The sequence below is a fragment of the Pseudolysinimonas yzui genome (assembly GCF_014653215.1).
GTDB classification, from domain to species: Bacteria; Actinomycetota; Actinomycetes; order Actinomycetales; family Microbacteriaceae; genus Pseudolysinimonas_A; species Pseudolysinimonas_A yzui.
The window spans coordinates 409709-431055 of record NZ_BNAI01000002.1 but is presented as its reverse complement, the minus strand read 5'-3'; the positions used below and the strand labels follow the sequence as shown (position 1 = coordinate 431055).

Sequence of the window (21347 nt, the reverse complement as noted above, 5' to 3'; positions counted from 1 at the left end):
CCCGGCTCTCCGCCGGTCCGGAGGCTCCTAGGATTATAGGAGCCGCACGCGGAGCCCCTCGGCGCCGACGGCATTCGTAAGGAGTCCTGTGCCCACGCCTGCTCTCGAGTTGTCGATCGTCATGCCGTGCCTCAACGAGGCCGAGACGCTCGCCGTCTGCATCGACAAGGCACAGGCATACCTCGATCGCACGGGGATCGCGGGCGAGGTGCTCATCGCCGACAACGGCAGCACCGACGGGTCGCAGGCGATCGCGAGGGAGCACGGCGCGCGGGTGGTCGACATCCCGCTCAAGGGCTACGGCGCCGCGCTCATGGGCGGCATCGAGGCCGCCCGCGGCACCTACATCATCATGGGCGACGCCGACGACTCCTACGACTTCTCGAACCTCGACCTCTTCGTCGAGCGGCTCCGCGCCGGCGATCAGCTGGTGATGGGCGATCGCTTCAAGGGCGGAATCGCCCCGGGCGCGATGCCTCCTTTGCACTACTACCTGGGCAACCCGGTTCTCTCCTGGCTGGGCCGGGTGCTGTTCCGGTCGCCGATCCGCGACTTCCACTGCGGGCTTCGCGGCTTCTCGCGCGACGCCGTGCGGGAACTCGGCCTGCGCACGACCGGAATGGAGTTCGCGAGCGAGCTCGTCGTGAAGTCGACGTTGGCCGGGCTGAAGGTCGGCGAGGTGCCGACGACGCTGAAGAAGGACGGTCGCAGTCGGCCCCCGCACCTGCGGTCGTGGCGCGACGGGTGGCGGCACCTGCGGTTCCTGCTCATCTTCAGTCCGAAGTGGCTGTTCCTCTACCCCGGCCTCATCGCCTTCGTCATCGGCGTGCTCGGCTCGGTCGCGCTGCTCTTCGGTCCCCTCGAGATCGGCCCGGTGGGCTTCGATGTCTCAAGCCAGCTCTACCTGTCGGCATTCGCCGTGGTCGGCTATCAGGGCGTCATCTTCTGGCTGCTCACCAAGATGTACGGCCAACGCGAGGGCTTCGCTCTGCCGCGGGGACGGCTGTTCTCGCGAATCGCCGAACGGGTATCGACCGAGAGCGCCGCGTTCTTCGGGGCACTCGCGTTCGTCGCCGGCCTGGCGATCGCCATCACCCAGGTCGCCATCTGGGGTGCGTCGGGATTCGGTGCGCTCGACCCTCTCGACACGATCCGGCTCGCCGTGCCGGCGACCCTGCTGATGATCCTCGGCGCCCAGACGGTGATGGCGGGAATGTTCCTCGGCATCCTCTCGATCGACCACCGGCCCGCCACCTGAGATGGCACGCATCCTCGTCAACCTCATGTCGTTCACCGGCACGAAGGGCGGAATGGAGACGTACACGCGCGAGCTCTACCGCGAGTTCGGCCGACGCGCGACCGGTCACGAGTTCATCGGCTACGCGAGCAACGAGTTCATGGCGCGTGATCATTCCTGGTTCCCCGGAACGGTGATCGCCTCGGGGTTCAGCGGAGAGAACCGCTACGCCTGGGCCTTCGCCGAACTGTTCATGGTCTCCCGCGCCGCGAAGAAACACGGCGCCGATCTCATCCACTCGCCGGCGACCCTCGGCCCGTGGCGGTCGAAGATGCCGGCCGTCTACACGATGCACGACATGCTCTACTTCCGTGCGCCGGAACTCATGGCGACGCCGCACTACACCGAGCCGATGAAGTGGCTCGAGAAGCGGGCGGCGAGCAATGCGACCCTCATCCTCACCGACAGTGTCGCCTCCGCCGAGGACATCGAGCTCTACCTGAGATTCCCGCGCGAGGCGATCGACGTCATCCCGCTCGCCGGCACCGCACCCGTCGAGGTGCCGAAGGTCGCTCCCGAGCGCGAACGCGACCTGCTGCTCGCGGTCGGCAACCGCCTGCCGCACAAGAACTTCGCCGGGTTGATCCGGGCGATGGCGCTCATCCCGCCCGCCGAACGCCCGCGACTGGTCATCACCGGCAGCCGTGGCGACGACCCGTTGCGCCCGTTGGTCGAGCAGCTCGGCGTGGGCGACGCGGTCGAGCTCAAGGGTTGGGTCGATCAAGACGAACTCGAGTGGCTGTACACCCACGCGAGCGCCCTCATGGTTCCCAACTATTGCGACGGGTTCTGCCTGCCCGCCCTCGAGGCGATGATCGTCGGCCTTCCGGTGCTGATGAGCGACATCCCCGTGTACCACGAGGTCGGCGGGGACGCCGTCGACTACTTCGAGCCCACATCCGATCAGTCGATCGCCGACGCCATGCTCGCCGCGGTCGCCAACCCGGAGCGTCTCGCGGAGCTCTCCCGCCTCGGCCGCGAGCGTACGGCCCTGTTCACGTGGCCGAAGACCGCCGACCGCACCCTCGCCGCCTTCGATCGCGCGTTGCGCGACCCGGCCCGAGCGAAGTCGCGGCGGCGACGGCGTGCGCGATAGCATTCAGCACCGAATTCCCGAACCCCTTCGACCAGAACGGCACCGATGCCCGAACGAGTAAGCGTCGCGCGCGCCTACCCGTCGGACGACGACGTCCGTGCGGAGTATCAGGCGATCGTCGAAGGGCACCGACGCACCGGACCCCGCGGCAACCTGCTCTTCATGGTGTCGACCGCCGACCTGTCCGCGGGCCGCGGTGACCTGTACGTCGGACTCGGCCTTGCGCGTGGCCTGTCCAAGGCGGGCTGGGGTGTGTCGTTGTGGCCCACCGAGCGGATGACGGAAGAGACCCCCGACGACATCGACGTGGCGATCGTCATGGTCGAGTCGTTCGTGCCGGGCCTGGTGCACGAGCGCACCCACGTCATCGCCTGGGTGCGCAACTGGGCCGACGAGTGGGCGAAACTGCCCTACCTCGACCGGTTCTCGCAACTGTGGTGCAGCTCGCAGGCGTCCGCGGACCGCATGGCCGACGTCTTCGACGGGCCGATCCACGTCGTGCCGCTCGGCACCGACACTGAGTTGTTCCGCCCGAGGCCGATCGAACGCACCGAAGAGGTCGTCACGACGGCGAACTACTGGGGTGTCGCCCGCGGTCTGACCGCGGCGCTCGAATCGCTCGCGACGAAGGCGCGCGTGACGTGGTTCGGCGCGAACTCGAAGTATCTGCAGTTCCAGGGACCGATCACCCACCGCGACGCGATCGACTACTTCGCGCTGCCCTGGGTCTACTCGCAGTGGTTGATCGTCATCGACGACGTCATCCCCTCGGCGGCGCTCTACGGCAACCAGAACAGTCGACTCTTCGACGCGCTCGCCAGCGGGGCCATCGTGATCAGCAACGAGTCGCGGGGGTTGACGGATCTCGCCCTCGACGAGGTTCCGGCGTATTCCGACCCGCTCGACCTCGCGGCGATCGTCGGCCGCCTGCTCGCCGACCCCGCCGGCACCGCCGCGACCGCCGCCCGACTGGGCGCTCTCGTGCGCGAACGACACAGCTACGACGCCCGGGCAGCCGCGGCGACGGGGATGCTCGAAGCGGCGATCGCGAGCGGCGCGCCCCCGGCACGCTCGGCGTTGTTGCGCTGGGCGACGCTGCAGCGGGAGGAGTTGCGTTCGATGGAGATCGAGCGCAGCGATTGGCGCACCCGCTTCTTCGACACCCAGGGCGACTCGGAGTCCGCCCGCAAGGCGGTCGAGGAGATCCGCGCGTCGCGCACCTACAAGGCCGGCCGGATGGTCACCGGGCCGATCCGCGCGATCCGCCGCAAGGGCGACTGACGGCGCTGATCAGTCACCGGTCAGGCGCGGGCCGAGGTAGGGCATGAGGCTCAGCGCGTAGCTGCCGGAGATGTGATTGTGGTCGGCGTACACGACCACTCCGCCCACCACGGCGTAGCACCGCGACTCGTCACAGTAGGCATCGGAGAGGTCGATGCCCTGCACCTCCGGCGTCAGGGCCAGGGCCGCGTCCTGCGGGTCCTCAGGAAGGCTGACGGCACGATCGGTCGAGCACGGCCCGGTTTCGCCGACGTGCGACGTGAGGCAGACCGGAATGCTGTCGCCGTCCGTGCGGGGCCAGTCCTTCACGACGTGCACGTCCTTGCCGGCCGCAAGCATCTCCTGCCAGGTGGCGACGATGTCGTCGACCGTGAGCACATACTCGGGAGCGCGATCGAGATAGCTGCTGGTGTAGTTGAGGTAGACGATGTCGGTGATGTCGTCACGCGCGACCAGTTCGGCGCGAACCCGCTCCGACCAGACTCGGCAGGCGTACTCCTTGCGACCCTGCTCGGTCACGTCGTCCGCGCCGGCGAGTCCCTGGTTGAGCCCGGAGCAGCCGAACCGCGTGTAGGTGACGACCTTCCAGCCCGCGGTCGCGAAGTACTCGTCGAACGCGGCCACCATCGAGGCGGCGTGGGAGTCGCCGACGAGGGCGAGGGTGCCGTTCGTCGCGGCGAGGTCGCCGAACTCGCAGCTCGCCCACTCCTGGTCGAACCAGGTCAGGCACCAGTTCTGGTAGTCGAGGTCGTACGCCGCCGCCGTCAGGTCGGTGTCGGCGCCGAGAACGAAGGGGTCAGGGCACGCGGTGTCGCCGAGCAGGGCGTTGGCGCCGAAGCATCCTGATGTGTTCGCGGCGTTCTCGATCAGCTGCTGCCGGTCGGCGACGCGCTGCGCCGCGGTGACCTCCCGGTCGACCAGGTAGGTCCCGACGAACGCCGCCCCACCGATCGCGGCCAACGCGAACGCGGCGACGAGACGACGGGAGAGCAACTGCGAGCGTCGCGCGGGATCCTCGACGAGCACCTTGGTGAGCGCCGCCAGCACGATGCTCGCGATCACGATCGCGACCGCCTCGATGATCGCCGGGCGCCGACCGGCGATCAGCACGAAGCCCATGATGAGCGGCCAGTGCCACAGATAGAGCGAGTACGAGATGTCACCGAGGAACTGCACCGGCCGCCAGCGCACGGGAGCGCCGAGGATGCGTGGTTCGGGCATCCCGCCGAGGATGAGCAGCATCGTGCCGACGACGGGGAAGGCGGCGAAAGCACCGGGGAACGGCGACGCCCCGTCGAGCAAGAAGGCGGCCCCGACGACGAGCACCGCCCCGATGACCGTCAGCAGGCCGGTGCGCACCCCGGCGACTGACGCGCGGACGCGTTCCCAGAGGGCGGGGGCGACCAGCGCGGATGCGGCCAGCGATCCGCCGGCCGCGAACTCCCACGCCCGGGTGAAGGTCGAGAAGTACGCGAACGCCGGGTTGAGCCAGGTGAACACGATCGAGTAGGCGAGCGACACCACGACGACGACCGCCGCGACGACGGCGACCAGACGCGCGGGATGCCCGACCTTCCTGCTGCGCGAGAACCGGGCCGCGACGAATGCGGCGACGACGAGCACCAGCGGCCACAGCACGTAGAACTGCTCCTCGACCGAGAGCGTCCAGTAGTGCTGCACCACGGTCGCGGTGTCCCCGGCGGCGAGGTAGTCGACCGCGTCGATGGCGAGCACCCAGTTCAGGCCGTAGAGGGATGCGGCTGCGATCTGCCGGAGCGCGTCGGAGCGCACGACGTCGGGCAAGACGAAGAACGCGGCGATCGCGCACACGGCCAGCACCAGGAACGCGGCGGGAAGGAGTCGCCGAATGCGTCGCGACCAGAACGCCGCCACCCGGATGCGTCCCTCCGCGGCATACTCCCGCAGCAGGTGCGCGGTGATGAGGTAGCCGGAGATGACGAAGAAGACGTCGACCCCGACGAATCCCCCGGTGAGTCGGCCGGGCCAGACGTGGTAGACCACGACGAGCATCACCGCGAGCGCGCGAAGCGCCTGCACCTCGAGCAAGAGCGGTTCGCGGTGGAGCGTCCCCTGCTCGGTGCGCTGCGGAACGGTCGTCGTCACGGGCGGCTCTGCCTCGGACGCAGCCGGTTCCGGAAGCGGATGAGGCGCTGGGTCGCGTCGGGGTGGTATCGCACCAGCCACTCCTTGACGAAACCCCGGAATCCCTGGGCGAGGCGGATCGACGTGTCGGCGTGTTCACGCACGACGCGCGCCTCGTCGATCGCATAGCCCTGCACCGGGCGGCTGAGCTGGTCGAGCTTGAACTCGAGGAAGGTGTGGCTGATCGCCGCATACTCCGGATTCGCGACGGTGCGGGTGTGATACCCGAGCTCGCCCGCGACGTAGGCGACGGCGCGCTCCTGCACGTGTGCGAGGCTGCCGTCCCCGTGCTCGGTCTCGGGCTGGTAGTCCTCGTAGGAGTACTCGATGTCGGTCAGCAGCTTGAGCGCCTCGGGGCGGGCGATCCACATCGCGCCCATCGCGCCGAGGGGCGAGACCTCGTCGAGGGGGATGTGCACGCCGATGCGCTCGAACAGCTCTCGCGTGGGCTCCTTGTTGGTGAACCAGGCGCCGCCGAGGGTGGGAAAGCCGATGTGCACCGTCGGCGGGAACACGATGCCGAGGTGCTCCTCCCGCTGGAACAGGGCGAACAGGTTGGCGGCGTAGCCCGGCGAGTTGAGGAGGTTGTCCAGCTGCTGGCGTTTGAAGAACGTACCGACCCCGGCTCCCTGCTGCACGGTCTTCTTCGAGTGGATCTTCACCACCAGGTCGTACCCGCCGCCGACCACGACATCGCGAACCCCGATGAAGAACGCGCTCAGGTCACGGCCGCGGTTCGACGGCAGAACGCGCACCTCGCTCGAGCCCACCTGCGCGTCACCGCGCGCGGCGATCCGTTCGCGGATGAAGGCGGCCTTCGTCTCGTCGGTCGTCGTGACGTAGAGGTCGTAGGCGCCGGGGAGCATGGCGAGGCGGTCGAGCAGCTCGTCGGTGAGGTCCTCGTAGAAGATGTGCACCGTCGCGGCGACCCGGAAGGGGCGCGCGCGGTCGTACCCGCCGAGATCGACGTCGGGCAGGATCTCGAGCATCGACGCGTTCGTGTTGAGGATCTTGGGCGCCGCGGTGTGCGCCATGTTCTGCAGGATGTGGCCACCGGGGTAGCCGGACTCCTCGGCCGCGTCGATGATCCACCTGCCGATGATCGCCTCGCGATCGAGGTACAGCGGGTCGTGGAAGAACGTGCGGCGTTTCAGCACCGGGCAGCCGTCGTGGATGAGCTGCAGGGCCGCGTCGAAGGCCGCGTGCGGCGTCGAAGGGTAGTCGGCTGCCGGAAACGCCGCGATATGCCGGAACCCCGCCTCCTCGAAGTGCCGGGTGAAACGGGACTCGTGCTGCAGGATCGACTGGTCGTACGAAGTGATGAGCGGCATCTCATCCCAGTAGCGGCGCCAGGTCTCCGACGTGAACATCCGCTTGCGCACCGCGATCCAGTGCGACTGGAGGTGCAGCGGCATCGGCTCGTCGAGCCCGTGCGGGTGCGGGTCGACGGCGTCGTGCTCGGTGATGCCCCAGAAGTCGGCCTCCGCCGCATCCATGCGCTCGAAGATCGGCTCGAACGGGCGCACCGGACCGAACCAGGTGTAGTTCATGAGCACGACCTCGTCGTACTCGGCCAGCCGTTCCGCACCGAACCGGTGCAGCACGGCCTGATACCCGCCCACGTCGAAGCCCTCGTTCGGGCGCTGCCAGACGTCGTCGGCGACCGCCTCGAGCCGCTGCCTGCTCTCTTCGGTGAGGTCGCCGTTGACGACGACGACGATGTCCTCGGCGAAGGGGCGCAACCGCGCGAGCTTGTACGGGATGTAGTCGTCGACGACGCCGCGCACGTCATAGAACAGATAGAAGATGATCCGGCGACCCCCGGCGGGGAAGGATGAACCCTGGGTGGTCACGTGGTGTGCTGCTCCCGATCGGGCGGTGCCCCCGGATCGGGACGGCGACGCGCGCGGATGGATATCCTGAGAATCCTACTGTGGGCCTTCCTGCATACCTGCCGAGCGCCCGCCCTCGCGATCCCAGGAGAACCATGCCGGCGGATGCCGTCCTCGTCACCGGAGCCGGCGGTTACCTCGGCCGCCACGTCGTCACCGCCCTCGCGGATCGTGGCCACCGGGTGCTCGCCGCGGTCCGTCCCGGCTCGACCGCCGACCTCGACGCCCGGGCGGAGGTCATCGAAGTCGACGTGCTCGACCCCGGCCTCGATCTCGCGGTGTTCGGCGCCGACCTCCCGGGCACCGTCATCCACCTCGCCTGGCAGGACGGCTTCACCCACAACGCGCCCTCGCACATGCTCAACCTCTCGGCCCACTATCGATTCCTCGATGGACTCGTCGGGGCCGGAGTGGGCCGGCTGGCGGTGCTCGGCACGATGCACGAGGTCGGCTACTGGGAGGGCGCGATCACGGCCGACACCCCCACCAAGCCGCTGTCGCTCTACGGCATCGCGAAGGACGCCTTGCGCAGCGCCGCCTTCACCTCGTGGGCCGAGAAGACCGAACTGCAGTGGCTGCGCTGCTACTACATCCTCGGGGACGACCACCGGAACCGATCGGTGTTCACCCGCATCCTCGAAGCGGCCGAGCGGGGTGAACGGGAGTTCCCGTTCACGAGCGGCAAGAACCGGTACGACTTCATCGACGTCGCCGAACTCGGACGCCAGATCGCCGTCGTCGCCGGCGCACCCGACGTGAGCGGCATCATCAACTGCTGCACCGGCGAACCCCGGTCGTTGCGCGAACAGGCGGAGTGGTTCATCGCCGACCGCGGTCTCGATATCGAGCTGAAGCTCGGAGCGTTCCCCGACCGCCCCTACGACTCGCCGGGAACGTGGGGGGATGCCACCCAGATCCGCGAGCTGATGGCGCGCTACGCCTGAGAGCGACCGACGGCGTGGCGGAGCAGTGATCGCACCGAGCCGCCGCCGGAGCGCGCCGCCGCGGGGAGCTGCGTCAGGGCGTTGAGGCGTGACGACCAGTGGTGTCGCGCCGCCCGCGCGGCACGGGGCCAGCCCAGCACGGTGAAGCGCCGCTGCTGACGCGCGAACAGTTCACGTTCCTGGGCGAATCGCGTGCCGTCGACGGCGGTCGCCGACGACACGCTCGAACGGTGCCTCCGATACTGGAACACGACCCGGTCGTCGAGCACCATGGTGCCCCCGTCGGCGACGATGTCCAGCAGCATCCCGAGGTCTTGCACGACGTCGAGGTCGGGATCGAATCCGTGACGACGCAGTTCCGACACCCGCCAGACGAGCGACGGGAAGTAGGTCCAGTTGCCGCGGAGAAGACTGGCCGCGAGCGGCTCGCCACGCAGCACCCGCACGCCGCGGCCGCCGGGACGCAGCAGGTCCTTGATCCGGTCGCCGAGGGGGCGGAAGGGCCTCCCGTCGGCGTCGATCACCTCGGCCCCGGGCTGCACGATCGACGCGTCGGGGTGGGCGGCGAGGAGTTCCGCCACGCGGGCAACGAAGTCCGGCAGCATGACGTCGTCGCAGCCGAAGAGCATGGAGTGCTCGCCGGTCATCAGCTCGACGCAGCGGAGGTAGTTGCGGCTCACGCCGAGGTTGACCTCGTTGCGCAGATACTCGATGCGCGGGTCCCCGAGTCCGGCGACCCACCGCCCCGGCTCCTCGTCAGGGTAGCGGTCGTCGACGACGGTGAGCCGCCAGTCGGCGTCGGTCTGCGCGAGCACGCTCTCCACCGCGATGCGCAGGTGGTCCGGCCGGCCGTAGAACGGCAGCAGGATGTGGAAGGTCATCGACGGCGGCGCGGGCGGGCTCAGGCGAGACCGGCGAGCACCTCGTGCACGAGATCGATCCCCTCGTGCACCGGGTAGTGGTGGTTGCCGACGAACAGGCCGTCGACGTGAACCCGGTCGGCGGCCGGAAGCTCGTCGGGCACGATCGCGTCGAGGTACGCCATCACCGGATTCCGGGTGAAGTTGCCGGCGACGATCGGGCGAGACTCGATGCCCGCCGCGCTGAGCGCCGCCACGGCGTCGGCGCGGCGACCCGCGAGACCCTGCTCAAGGATGAACGAGAACCCGAACCAGCTCGACTCGCCGGTCTCGCGCTGGATGCGCACGAACTCGGCACCGTCGAACTTCTGCTGGAAGTAGGCGGCGTTCTCGCGGCGGCCGGCGACCAGCGCGGGGATCTTCTTCACCTGTTCGACGCCGATCGCGCCGCTCATCTCGATCGGTCGCACGTTGTAGCCGGGCAGGACGAACCGGAACAGGTCGTCGAACGCCTCACCTGATTTCGGATGCACGAAGTTGTCGGCCGGCAGTTCGCGGGTCCAGCCGTGCGCCCGAAGTGACACGAGCTCCTGATAGAGCTGCTCGTCGTCGGTGAGCACGACGCCGCCCTCCATCGTCGAGATGTGGTGCGAGAAGAACGCGCTGAACGTGCCCATCAGTCCCGCGGTGCCTGCCCAGATCCCGTCGGAGCGGGCGCCGAGCGACTCGCAGTTGTCTTCGAGGATCACCAGCCCATGACGCTCGGCGATCGCCCGCAGCCGGGTGAAGTCGATCGGATTGCCGAGCAGATTCACCCCGAAGACGGCCTTGGTGGCCGGGGTGATCGCCGCCTCGAGCAGGTCGAGGTCGATGTTGAGCGTGTCGAGGTCGACGTCGACGAATCGCAGCTTGAGCCCGTACTGGGCAAGCGGGTAGTAGGTGGTCGCCCAGGAGACCGCGGGCACGAGCACCTCGTCTCCGCGATTCAGGTCGATCCTCGGGTCGAGCACCGCCGCCGCGACGGCGATCAGGTTGGCGCTCGACCCGGAGTTGACCATCACCCCGAAGCCGGCGCCGAACAGGTCGGCGAAGTCCCGCTCGAAGCGTGCGACCTCGGGACCCATCGTGAACCGGCGGGAGTCGACGGTGCGTTGAATCGCGGCGTACTCGGCGTCGTCCCAGGATGAGGTGGCAAGAGGGAAGGCCGGTTCGGTCGGCTGCGTCATAGGGCTGCTCGTTTCGAGGTGAGGAGATCGGTGTAGCACGCGGCGAACCCCTCGTCCCACGAAGTCGTGGGCTCCCATCCCAGGGCACGCGCCGCGGAGGAATCGAGGAGGCGCCGGGCGACTCCGGATGGTCGCTCGGGATCGAACACGAGCTCCCCTGAGAATCCGGCCGCCGTCGCCGCGTGCTCATAGTACTCGCGCACGGTGGCCTCCATCCCGGAGCCCGCGTTGAGCAGCTCGGGCCACGCGGTGAGCCGGCCGACCTGGGTCACCAGCCAGCTCGCGAGATCGGGCGCGTACGTGAACTCCCGGCGTGCGCTGCCGTCGCCCCACACCTCGACGACATCCGAGCCCGCCGCGGTGGCGGCGTGTGCCTTGGCGAGGGCGGACGCCACGAGGTGGGCGCGACCGGGGCGGAAGTCGTCGCCCGGACCGTACAGATTGCTCGGCAGAACGGCACGGTAGGCCCAACCGTGTTCGCGCGAGAGGTAGGAGCAACGTCGGGTGCCGACGATCTTGGCGAGGCCGTAGCCTTCGTTGGCCGGTTCGAGCGGCCCACCCAGAAGCGCAGACTCGGGGATCGGCTGGGAGGCTTCCGCGGGGTAGACCGCTGCGCTCGAGACATAGAGGAACTCGGGAACCTCCGCGGCCACGGCCGCCGAGAACACCGAGTCGTCGAGACGCAGATTCGCCGACAGGAATCCGTCGGGCGAGCGCAGCTTGTCTTCGATCCCGGCGACGTGCGCGGCCGCGTGGATGACGGCGTCGGGGGCATGTCGGGCGACGACGGCAGCCGTCGCGTCGGCATTGCTGAGGTCGACGTCCGCGCGGGTCAGCGCGACGAGCTCGTCACCCGGCCGGGTCGCGCGCCAGGCGCGCACGATGCTCGAGCCGAGAAGCCCGGCTGATCCGGTGAGGACGACCTTCACTCGGAGACGACGACGTCGACGTGGTGTTGGCCCTCGATCGCGAGGGCGGCGACATCCGCATCGACCATGATCTGGGCGAGTCGCGGCGTGTGCACCTTGGGCACCCACCCGAGCAGGTCGGCGGCCTTCGACGGGTCACCGATGAGCGCGTCGACCTCGGTCGGACGCAGGTAGCGCTCATCGAACTTCACGTACTTCTCCCAGTCGAGACCGACGTGCTCGAACGAGAACCGCAGGAAGTCACGCACCGTGTAAGCGGTGTTCGTCGCGACCACGTAGTCGGTCGGCTCGTCGTGCTGCAGCATCCGCCACATCGCCTCGACATACTCCGGGGCGTAACCCCAGTCGCGCACCGCGTCGAGGTTGCCCAGGTAGAGCTCCTTCTGCTGGCCGGCCGCGATCCGGGCCACAGCGCGGGTGATCTTGCGGGTGACGAAGGTGCCGCCGCGCCGCGGGGACTCGTGGTTGAACAGGATGCCGTTGACGGCGAAGAGCCCGTACGCCTCCCGATAGTTGCGGGTGATCCAGTGCGAATAGACCTTGGCGACGCCGTAGGGCGAGCGCGGGTAGAACGGGGTGTCCTCGTTCTGCGGCGGCGGCGACGCCCCGAACATCTCCGAGCTGGAGGCCTGGTAGAACCGCGGGGAGACGCCGGCGGTGCGGATCGCTTCGAGCAGGCGCACCGTGCCGAGGCCGGTGGTCTGGCCGGTGTACTCGGGTTCGTCGAAGCTCACCCGCACGTGCGACTGGGCCGCGAGGTTGTAGACCTCGTCGGGGTTGATCTCGTTGAGCAGGGTGACCAGTCGCGAGCCGTCGGCGAGGTCGGCGAAGTGCAGGATGAGCCGCTGGTCGTCGACGTGCGGGTCCTGATAGACGTGATCGATGCGCTCGGTGTTGAAGGTCGAGGAGCGGCGGATGAAGCCGTGGACCTCGTAGCCCTTCGCGAGCAGCAGCTCGGCGAGATAGCTTCCGTCCTGACCGGTGATCCCGGTGATCACGGCCTTCTTACGGGGAGTGTCGCTCATGTCGCTCTTTCGTTCCGCCGACGCCCAGGACGGCGCCCCCGAGAGTCTACCGAGCCGGTCAGCGGGGATCGACGCGGGCGATCCACTCCTGCAGGCGGGCCACACCGTCGACGACGTCGACAGCGGGCTCCCAGTCGAGAGCGGCGCGCGTGAGCGCGATGTCACTCGACGCGTGGCGCACATCCCCGTCGCGGAACCGCCCGGTGACGTGCGGGGCGGGCGCGCCGTGGAAGGCCGCGATCGCCTCCGCCAACTGCGCGATGGTGGTTCCCGTGCCGGTGCCGACGTCGAGCGCGTAGGGGTATCGGGCATCCGGCCGCCGGAGGGTCGCGACGACGGCTGCGGCGACGTCGTCGATGAAGACGAAGTCGCGCGTGATCGCTCCGTCTTCGTAGAGCGGGATGGACTCTCCCCGTCGAGCCAGCTGCGAGAACAGCGAGACGATGCCGGTGTAACTGTTGGTGAGCGACTGCCCGGGGCCGTACACGTTCTGGAACCGCAGCACGTGCAGGTGGGTCGACCGGGCGCCGGCCCAGGCGGAGAGCACGTGCTCCTGCGCGAGCTTCGTGGCACCGTAGACGCTGGTGGGCGCCGCCGGCGTCCGGTCCGCGCGGCTCGGCAGCCCCTCGGAGTCGGGGAAGTCCCACTGGCCCGCCTCGAGTTGGGCGTGCGACCGCATCGGCGCGGCGAAGACGCTGCCGTCGGTGCGTCGCCACTGACCCTCGCCGTAGACCGCACGACTGCTCGCGAGCACGATCTGCGCAGGCTCGACGCCCGCGCGGCCGAAGGCGTCGAGCATCTGCGTGGTGCCGACCAGGTTGACCATCGCATGACGGGTCGCCTCATCGAGCGACTGCGCCGTGCCGGTCTCGGCGGCCAGGTGGATGACGACGTCGGGGCGCACCTGCGCCAACAGCGCATCCCAGGTCGCGGCATCCGACACGTCGCCGACGACGAGCTCAGCCGCATCAGGGAGGTCGGCGGGGCGCGCGCCGCTCGCGTGCACCTGCGGATGCAGGTTGTCGAGCACGACCCAGCGGCGTGCTTCGGCAGCGACACGCTGAGCGAGCGCGCAGCCGATGAAGCCGGCGCCGCCGGTGACGAGGACAGTGGCTTCGTTCATCGGGACTCCTCGGGGACGATGCGATAGATCTGGAAATCGGTACGGCCCTGCTCGACGTCGTCGAGTTCCTCCAGGCACGCATCGGAGGGTGGTGTCTCGTCACTCACGACGTATGAGACGTGGGTCTGCGCGAAGTCCGAGCAGGCGTCGAACTGCCCCAGGATCTGGTCGCGCTGCGAGGCGGTGAAGACGGGGTCACCCGACCCCCAGGTCCAGCGCACGTGGGCGAGGCGATTCCAGACGTTCTCGTCGGAACCGTCGGGATCGATCTGCTCCCAGGTCTCCTCCGGCGGGTACATCTGCACGCCGTTGTATCCGTCGACGCCGGTCTGCATGACGAGTGCCATCGTCAGGTAAGAACCGACTCCGACCCAGGCACCGCCATCGTCGACGGCGTGGATCGCCTCACCGATCTCGGTGTCGTTGAGGTCGTAGACCCCCCGGTAGAGCGGGTTCACGGCGGCGCCGATCGTCAAAGAAGCGACGAGCAGTACGCCAGCGGCAGCCGGTGCCAGCCGGGGCACGAAGACCAGCCCGCAGGCGAGGGCGATCGCGACCGCCGCCACCGGCCAGAGCCGCGCCGAGTCGAGCACCTCGGGGCTGACCTCGCGCAGTTCGAGATAGAGCAGCACGGTGATCAGTCCGACACCGACCGCGGTCGCGATCGCGGGGATCCACAGCCGCGGCGAGGGGAGCCGGTCGACGTGCCGGACCACGAGCGCGAAGAACACCGGCAAGAGGGCGGCGAAGCCGACCCGGAACCGGGAGACCGGAACGCGATCGAGGAGCAGGAGCCGCGCCAATGGATCCCACCCGGGGATCAGCAGGAAGGCGAGGAGCAGGAGCAGCACGGCGACGGCGGCGATGTCGAGCCCGTCGAGCCGCCTCTCCCGCCGCCACGCCCGCACGATGAGGTACCCGAATCCGGGAAGCACGAAGAGGGCGAGCAGGATCGCGGTCGACGCCTCCGAGGGGTTGGGGCCGAGCACCGTCGGGCCGCCGACGGTGGCGAACGACTGCCCGAAGGGGGCGCCGAACAGGCCGAGCAGAGTCGGGTCTTCGCGCAGGAGCGCGCCGCTCGGGTCGGATCGCGCGCCCGGGTAGACGGTCTCCCCGATAGCGGCGAAGGACGACAATCGAGTCGCCACCCAGGCCAGCACGACCGCGATCGCCCCGACGCCCGCGAGCAGCAGCGGGGCGAGGGCGCGAACGGTCGGCCGGAACCGGGCGCCCCACGGGCGGCGAGCCAGGACGAGGCCGAGGAAGAGCCCGACGAACATGAGCACCGGCGGCACCAGGAACGGCACGTACAACCCGATCGCCGCGGTGACCGCGAGCCAGCCGACGACGACCGCCCACGCGACGCGCACGCGCAGACGCGGGTCGCGCAGCATCCAGATCGTCGCTGTCGTGGCGAGCAGCGCCCATGCGGTCGGCCAGAGAGCGTTGGGGCCGTACCACCACTGGAAGATCGGCGAGAAGTAGACGACGCACGCGATGAGGGCCGCCGTGATCGGCCGTCGCGGCAGGATCGTGACGACGAACAGGTACACCGCGGCGACGAGCCCGAGCGCCGGGATCCACCACTGCCACGCGGTGCCGATTTCGGGGCCGAACAGCAGGTGCCCCCACAGGTGCGGACGGAATAGCGTCACCCAGTCCCAGGCGGGGAGCTCCATCCCGACCGTCGCGTCCATCCCGCCGGGGAACGTTCCGTTGACGCTCGGATACCCCTGCTGGGCCTGCGAGATGATCCACGACTGATTGACGAGCCATTCGTCGGATCGGATGAGCCGCGGGCCACCGAGCACCGCATCGGGATCGACGCCCTCGCCGAATTCGAGCCAGTAGGCCCCGGAGGAGGTCCCGCTGATCCCGAGCGCGATGAGGACCAACGCACCGAGCGCGACGATTGCCGGGAACCAGACCATCACCCGCCAGGTCGGCAGCCCGGTGACGGCGGGTTCGACGAAGCGGTTCCAGCGTGACCGGAGGCTCGTCGGGCGGAGCGCCGTCACCGTCGCCGCCCGAGCCGTCGTCTGATCTTGGCGAACACCACCCCGGGTCCGCCGTTGCGCAGGTAGTGCGCGGCCTGACCGAGATCGTGCCGCAGCCCGGAATGCGTGCGCCGCGCCCGTGGCCCGCGCACCCCCACGGAGGCCCGGGGGCCGACGCGGTCGGCTGCCGGACGCGCGTGCGCGATGAAGCGCTCCAGCGGCTCGAGCACACGCTCCCAGGTGTAGTCCTCGCGCACCCGCGCGACGTTGGCGATCGCGGCGGAACGGAAGGCGTCGTCGTACAGCACGCGCTCGATGCCCGAGGCGAGCGCGTCGACGTCTTCGGCCGGAACGACCACCCCGAGTCCCTCCCGGGCGATCAGCTCGGCGAAGTGGTCGCCGTCGGTGACCACCATCGGCAGCCCGGCCCAGAGGTAGTCGAGGATGCGCGTGCGGAACGAGAACGTCGTCTCGATGTGCTCGAAATGGGTGCTCACCCCGGCGTCGGCCTCGAGCAGGTAGTTCTGCCGGTCGGCGTACTCCACCCAGGAGTCGTTGAAGAACACCGCGCGATCGAGCACGCCGAGCTCCTCGGCGAGGTGCCGCGACCGGGCGACGACCTCCATCTCGGGAACGTCGGGATGCGGGTGCTTGGTGCCCTGGAAGAACAGCCGGATCTCCGGGTGGCGTTCGGCGACCTGCGCGACGGCGCGGATGAGCGTCTCGGGGTCGAACCAGTTGTAGAGCCCCCCGCCCCAGAGCAGCACCTTGTCGTTCGCGCCGATCCCCGGACGCACGCCCTTCAGCACGTCGCGCTCGTGCACCGGCGGGGTCGACGAGAGACCGAAGGGCACGACGTCGAGCAGCCGGCGCAGGTCGGGGTCTCCGTCGTAGACCGCCGGGCTGACGCGACCGAGCGCGGCGAGCTGGCCGAGGTAGAAGTGTCGTTGCCGCTCGGACGCGGCGAGGAAGAAGTCGCCTCGCTCGAGCTGCTGGTTGAGCACGTCGGTCGCGTCGCCGACCGCCTTCTGCCAGGTGGCCTTCCCGAGTTCGCGGGCCTGCTCGAGCTGTTCGAGGTGCATCGGGTCGTAGATGTCGACGACGACGATCTTCGACGTGCGCCGCAGGGCGTCGAAGACCGCCATCGCGTGGCCCTGGAAGAGGATGACGTCGGCCCAGGCCTCGAACGGAGCGAAGCGACGGTCGTCACCGGGGGCGACGTGCTCGACCGCGAACGGCGCCGACACCGCCTCGGCGCCGGAGAGCGTCAGCAGGGTGACATCGTGCGAGACGCTCAGCCGTTCGGCCATGTTCCACGCGCGGATGGCGGGGCCGGCGAGTTTCGCGCCGATCGGGTCGCCGGTGATGATGAGCACCTTGGTCGAAGTCGGACCTTGGGTCACGTCGAATGTCGTCGCGATGTTCTCGTAGCCGCGCACGTAGTCCGCCTCCTGGGTGATGGGCGCATCCGCCTTGCCGAAGAGCCGCCAGATCGCCGCGTCCGACACGACGCGGGATGCCTGCACGGCATCCCGATCCGCCTTCAGCTCCGGCAGCTCCTCGACGAGCCGGTCGATCGCATAGAGCGGCACGAGCCCGAGTCGTGGCACGGTCTGGTCGGCGTCGTCGGGCCCGCGGCGCACCAGCTCGAACTCCTGCGAGTCGAGCCCGGCACGCACGACCCCGCGCCGCACCGCGAGCGCCATCGCCGCCGGGAGCGCCTCGGCGAGCATCGCGTCGCCAGCGTTCTTGTAGAGCGTGAAGAGCGCGTTGCGTTCGAGGAGGTAGGCCTCCTTGTGCGAGCCGTACGACGACATCGACGCGTGATGCTTGTGGTACGCCGTCGATGCCGGCACATAGGCGTACCGCCAGCCGCGCAGATTGAGCCGCCAGCCGAGGTCGACGTCCTCGAAGAACATGAAGTACCGCTCGTCGAAGCCGCCGAGCTCGAGGTACACGTCGCGGCGCACGAACATCGCCGACCCGGTTCCGAACAGCACGTCGCGCGGCTCGTCGGGGGTGGACGGGATGGGGTCACCGGTGAGCGGCTTGTAGCCCATCCCGTACCAGGTCATCGCCGACCCGAGGTAGTCGACGAGTTTGCCGTCCCAGTCGAGCACGCGACTCGCGACCGCGCCGATGCGCGACGACCTCGCGAAGGCGGCCATCGCCTCGGAGATCCAGCCGCGGTCGGGCCGTGCGTCGTTGTTGAGGAACGCGACGACGTCACCGGTGCTGTGGGCGACGCCGAGGTTGCAGCCGCCCGCGAAGCCCAGGTTGTCGGTCGACTCGACGAGCACGATGCCCGGCACGGCACGCAGCCGCGCGGCGCTGTCGTCGCCCGAACCGTTCTCGACGACGACGATCTCGAGCCGATCCGCGGGCCAGTCCAACTCCCGCAGTCCCGCGACGGCGGTGATCGTGTCGTCGGTGCCGCGGAAGTTCACGAGCACGACCGAGACGACGCCGGTGCCGAGGTCAGGCATCGGGAACCTCCCCGCCGGAGGGCAGGCGCTTGCGGATGCCGAGGCCCAGTTTGAGCGCGACGCGCAACGGCCAGAGGTACCAGGCCGTGTAGCGCCGGGCGAGGTAGCGATACGCGCTGTCGTGATGCGCGGCCCGCATCCGGGACGCCGAGCGACGTGTCGAGTGGGCACCGGTGTGCGTCACCTCGGCGTCGGGCACGTAGAGGTTGACCCGACCGGCTCGCGTGATCCGCGCCCCGAGGTCGACATCCTCGAAGTACATGAAGTACGCCTCGTCGAAGCCGCCGAGCTCGGCGAACACGTCGCGCCGCACGAGCACGCACGAGCCCGAGAGCCAGCCCGCCTCGCGCTCGCGGATGTCGGCCGCCGCCTGGCGGTAGGCGCGGGTCCACGGGTTCATCGGCCAGAGGTTGACGAAGAGGGCGTGTCCGAGGCCTTCGCGCAGCGACGGCAGGCGCCGGGCCGACGGGTAGACGGCACCCCCGGCATCCCGCACGAGGGGGCCCAGCGCCGCCGCCTCGGGGCGGCTGCGCCCGCGGGCGACGAGCGTGTCGAGCGAGCCGGCGCCGAGCACGGTGTCGGGGTTCGAGACGAGCACGAACTCGACGTCGCCGAGCAGCTCGACCCCGGCGTTGACTCCGCCGCCATAGCCGCGGTTCTCGGCGAGCTGGAGGAACCGCGCACCGTGACGCTCGGCCGTCGCCCGCGCCTCAGCCGCGCCCGCCGACGCGTTCTCGACCACCACGACCTCGACCGGCTCCGAGGCGGCGCCCGGGATCGAGGCGAGGAAGGCCTCGAGAGACTCCCCCGACTCGTAGGCGACGGTGACGACGCCGACGCGTGCGGCCGTCATCCGTCGACGATCTCGAAGCGGGGCTCGATGTGCACCGTTCCGAACGACGTGCGGTAGTCGTGCATGTCGAACGAGATCGCCTGCGGCCAGTCGTAGAGGTGCACGCCGATCTCGTCGATCACCGAGATGTGCACGAAGTACTTGCCGGGGCCGAACTGGCAGTCTTCGAGGCGGAACCGCACCCGCCTCGTTCCGGTGAACGGCTCGAGGTCGACGCCGAGCAGCCGTGTCGTGGTGCTGTAGGCGACCTGGCCGCGCGAGCTGTCGATGCCGATCGCCAGGATCATCCCGGCCTTCGGTGCGTCGCAATGCAGATCGAACTCGATGTCGAGGTCGGTGCCGGCCATCAGCTCGCCGTCCGGCCCGGGCGCGGAGGGCGTCGCGAGCGCCGAATCGACCCACTGGAGGTACTGCGGGGCGGCCGCGCCGCCCCCCGCCTGGACCTCGGCCTTGCGTCGGGTCTCGAGGATGCCGCGGAACTCGCGCACGGCATCCCGGGGGTCGCCGTCGAAGACGACCTCGCCGTTGTTCAGCAGAACGGTGCGGTCGCACAGGTCGACCACCTGGTCGAGCGAGTGGCTCACCAGCACGATCGTGCGGCCCTCCTGTTGGAAGGTGCGGATCTTGTCCATGCACTTGCGTTGGAACGCCTCGTCGCCGACCGCGAGTACCTCGTCGACGAGCAGCAGATCGGGGTCGGTGTGCACCGCGACCGCGAAGGCGAGTCGCACGAACATGCCCGACGAGTAGAACTTCACCTGGGTGTCGATGTGGTCGCCGATGCTCGCGAAGGCGAGGATCTCGTCGAGCCGAGCCTCGGTCTCGGCGCGGGTCAGCCCGAGGATCGCGGCGTTGAGGAAGACGTTCTCGCGCCCCGTCAGGTCGGGATGGAACCCCGTGCCGAGCTCGAGCAGCGCCGCGATGCGGCCGCGACGCTCTGCCGAGCCCGATGTCGGGTCGATGATGCCGCCGAGCACCTTCAGCAGCGTGCTCTTGCCCGAACCGTTGTGGCCGATGAGACCCACCGTCGTGCCGGCGTGGATCGTCAGGTCGATGTCGCGCAGTGCCCAGAAATCGCTGCGGTGCTTGCGTCCGATCCGCCCGAGCGTGACGAGACGCTCCTTGAGCGAGTTGTCCTGACGCACGATGAAGCGCTTCGAGACACCCCGCATCCTGACGATCTCGGGGGCGGCGGGGGGCGCCTCGGGGGCGGGCTTCTTCGCCATCACAGCTCCTGCGCGAAGTTGCCCTGCAGACGGGCGAAGACGAACTGCGAGAACACGATGAAGATCAGGCCGGCGACGAGGGCGACGCCGATCCGCATCAGCAGGAACTCCGGATAGGCCGACTCGGCGCCGGCGATCCAGAACGCCTTGTGGAAGGCGAGCACGGCGAGGGTGACCGGGTTGTCGGTGTAGATCTCGAGCAGCAGGCTCGGGCCGACGGCATCCCGCACGAAACCCCAGCCGTACACGATCGGGGAGGCCCACAGCATGAGCAGCAGCACGACCTCGACGAGGTAGCCGATATCGCGGAAGTAGACGTTGAGCGCCGCGAGCAGCAGCCCGAGGGCGTACCCGTAGATGAGCAAGAGCGCGAGGCCGGGAAGGGCGTACCAGAGGTCGGCGTGCAGGGGGAAGGTCCCGAGCAGCAGTGTCGCGCCCACGAGGATGACCAGTTGCATCGCGAAGTTGAAGAGCGCCGAACCGACGCTCGCGAGCGGGAAGATCGCGCGCGGCAGATAGACCTTCTTGACCAGCCCGGCGTTGTTGAGGATCGAGCTGGTGCCGCTCGACACGATCTCGCTGAACAACCCGTAGGCGATGAGCCCGGAGAAGATGTAGATCGCGAACTCCGGCAGACCGCGTTCGGCGCCGAGGAACTTGCCGAGCACGACGTAGTAGACGACGAGTTGCGTCAGCGGTCGGATGAGCGTCCAGACCACGCCGAGCGCGCTGTCCTTGTAGCGCGACTTCAGGTCGCGCCGGACGAGCAGACTCAGCAGGTCGCGTCGGCGCACGATCTCGAGCGAGGTGCGGAACACCCCGCGGATGGTGGAATCCGACGCTGTGGAGATGAACGGTTGCCGTTCGAGGACTCGGAAGCGATCGTGGGCGGCGGTCATCGTCTCGTCTCGGCGCCGGGCAGGCGCCCGTCAGGTGTCCGGGCGGAGCG

16 protein-coding genes are annotated in these 21347 nt (G+C 69.2%); 4 read left to right on the top strand and 12 right to left on the bottom strand.

Annotated features, from left to right (window positions below; translation table 11 throughout):
* Window positions 1-88: 88 nt before the first annotated feature.
* Genes IE173_RS07870 through IE173_RS07860 form a run of 3 tightly spaced genes read left to right on the top strand, consistent with a single transcriptional unit; the run spans window position 89 to window position 3674 of the window.
* Entirely contained in the window at window positions 89-1258 is a 1170-nt protein-coding gene (locus tag IE173_RS07870; protein WP_229841967.1) for a glycosyltransferase family 2 protein, read from the top strand.
* Between the two features lies 1 nt (window position 1259).
* Window positions 1260-2393 (top strand): glycosyltransferase family 4 protein, encoded by a 1134-nt coding sequence (locus IE173_RS07865; RefSeq protein ID WP_191282894.1) that lies wholly within the window; start codon window positions 1260-1262, stop codon window positions 2391-2393.
* 45 nt (window positions 2394-2438) lie between these two features.
* Window positions 2439-3674, top strand: coding sequence for a glycosyltransferase family protein (locus IE173_RS07860; RefSeq protein WP_191282893.1), 1236 nt, complete (start codon window positions 2439-2441; stop codon window positions 3672-3674).
* A gap of 9 nt (window positions 3675-3683) precedes the next feature.
* Here the strand turns inward: IE173_RS07860 and IE173_RS07855 are convergent, their stop codons facing one another.
* Both IE173_RS07855 and IE173_RS07850 read right to left on the bottom strand, forming a co-directional pair.
* Entirely contained in the window at window positions 3684-5798 is a 2115-nt protein-coding gene (locus tag IE173_RS07855) for an acyltransferase family protein (RefSeq protein WP_191282892.1), read from the bottom strand.
* On the bottom strand, window positions 5795-7690 hold the full coding sequence (locus IE173_RS07850; RefSeq protein ID WP_191282891.1) for a rhamnan synthesis F family protein: 1896 nt from the start codon (window positions 7688-7690) through the stop codon (window positions 5795-5797). The genes IE173_RS07855 and IE173_RS07850 overlap by 4 nt, the downstream gene beginning before the upstream one ends.
* A gap of 134 nt (window positions 7691-7824) precedes the next feature.
* Between IE173_RS07850 and IE173_RS07845 the strand changes: the two genes are divergently transcribed.
* Complete coding sequence (locus IE173_RS07845) at window positions 7825-8673, top strand: NAD-dependent epimerase/dehydratase family protein (protein WP_191282890.1); 849 nt, start codon at window positions 7825-7827, stop codon at window positions 8671-8673.
* Here the strand turns inward: IE173_RS07845 and IE173_RS07840 are convergent.
* Genes IE173_RS07840 through IE173_RS07795 form a run of 10 tightly spaced genes read right to left on the bottom strand, consistent with a single transcriptional unit; the run spans window position 8664 to window position 21297 of the window.
* Window positions 8664-9554: a glycosyltransferase family 2 protein gene (locus tag IE173_RS07840; protein WP_191282889.1), complete on the bottom strand. Its 891-nt coding sequence runs from the start codon at window positions 9552-9554 to the stop codon at window positions 8664-8666. The two genes, IE173_RS07845 and IE173_RS07840, sit on opposite strands and share 10 nt — an antisense overlap.
* Before the next feature lie 20 nt (window positions 9555-9574).
* Window positions 9575-10759 carry a DegT/DnrJ/EryC1/StrS family aminotransferase gene (locus IE173_RS07835; RefSeq protein ID WP_191282888.1) on the bottom strand — a complete coding sequence of 395 codons (1185 nt, stop codon included), beginning with the start codon at window positions 10757-10759 and terminating at the stop codon, window positions 9575-9577.
* Window positions 10756-11688 carry an NAD-dependent epimerase/dehydratase family protein gene (locus IE173_RS07830; RefSeq protein WP_191282887.1) on the bottom strand — a complete coding sequence of 311 codons (933 nt, stop codon included), beginning with the start codon at window positions 11686-11688 and terminating at the stop codon, window positions 10756-10758. Before IE173_RS07830 ends, IE173_RS07835 begins: the two co-directional genes overlap by 4 nt.
* Window positions 11685-12713 (bottom strand): GDP-mannose 4,6-dehydratase, encoded by a 1029-nt coding sequence (gmd, locus tag IE173_RS07825; protein WP_191282886.1) that lies wholly within the window; start codon window positions 12711-12713, stop codon window positions 11685-11687. Before gmd ends, IE173_RS07830 begins: the two co-directional genes overlap by 4 nt.
* 58 nt (window positions 12714-12771) lie before the next feature.
* On the bottom strand, window positions 12772-13836 hold the full coding sequence (locus IE173_RS07820; RefSeq protein WP_191282885.1) for an NAD-dependent epimerase/dehydratase family protein: 1065 nt from the start codon (window positions 13834-13836) through the stop codon (window positions 12772-12774).
* A complete protein-coding gene (locus tag IE173_RS07815; protein ID WP_191282884.1) occupies window positions 13833-15854 on the bottom strand; it encodes a DUF7657 domain-containing protein in 2022 nt (673 codons plus the stop codon). The genes IE173_RS07820 and IE173_RS07815 overlap by 4 nt, the downstream gene beginning before the upstream one ends.
* A complete protein-coding gene (locus tag IE173_RS07810; RefSeq protein ID WP_191282883.1) occupies window positions 15851-18319 on the bottom strand; it encodes a glycosyltransferase in 2469 nt (822 codons plus the stop codon). The genes IE173_RS07815 and IE173_RS07810 overlap by 4 nt, the downstream gene beginning before the upstream one ends.
* Window positions 18312-19172, bottom strand: a complete 861-nt coding sequence (locus tag IE173_RS07805) for a glycosyltransferase family 2 protein (protein WP_191282882.1) — start codon at window positions 19170-19172, stop codon at window positions 18312-18314. Before IE173_RS07805 ends, IE173_RS07810 begins: the two co-directional genes overlap by 8 nt.
* Window positions 19169-20398, bottom strand: a complete 1230-nt coding sequence (locus IE173_RS07800) for an ABC transporter ATP-binding protein (RefSeq protein ID WP_191282881.1) — start codon at window positions 20396-20398, stop codon at window positions 19169-19171. Before IE173_RS07800 ends, IE173_RS07805 begins: the two co-directional genes overlap by 4 nt.
* Window positions 20398-21297 (bottom strand): ABC transporter permease, encoded by a 900-nt coding sequence (locus IE173_RS07795; RefSeq protein ID WP_191282880.1) that lies wholly within the window; start codon window positions 21295-21297, stop codon window positions 20398-20400. The genes IE173_RS07800 and IE173_RS07795 overlap by 1 nt, the downstream gene beginning before the upstream one ends.
* Between the last annotated feature and the right edge of the window lie 50 nt (window positions 21298-21347).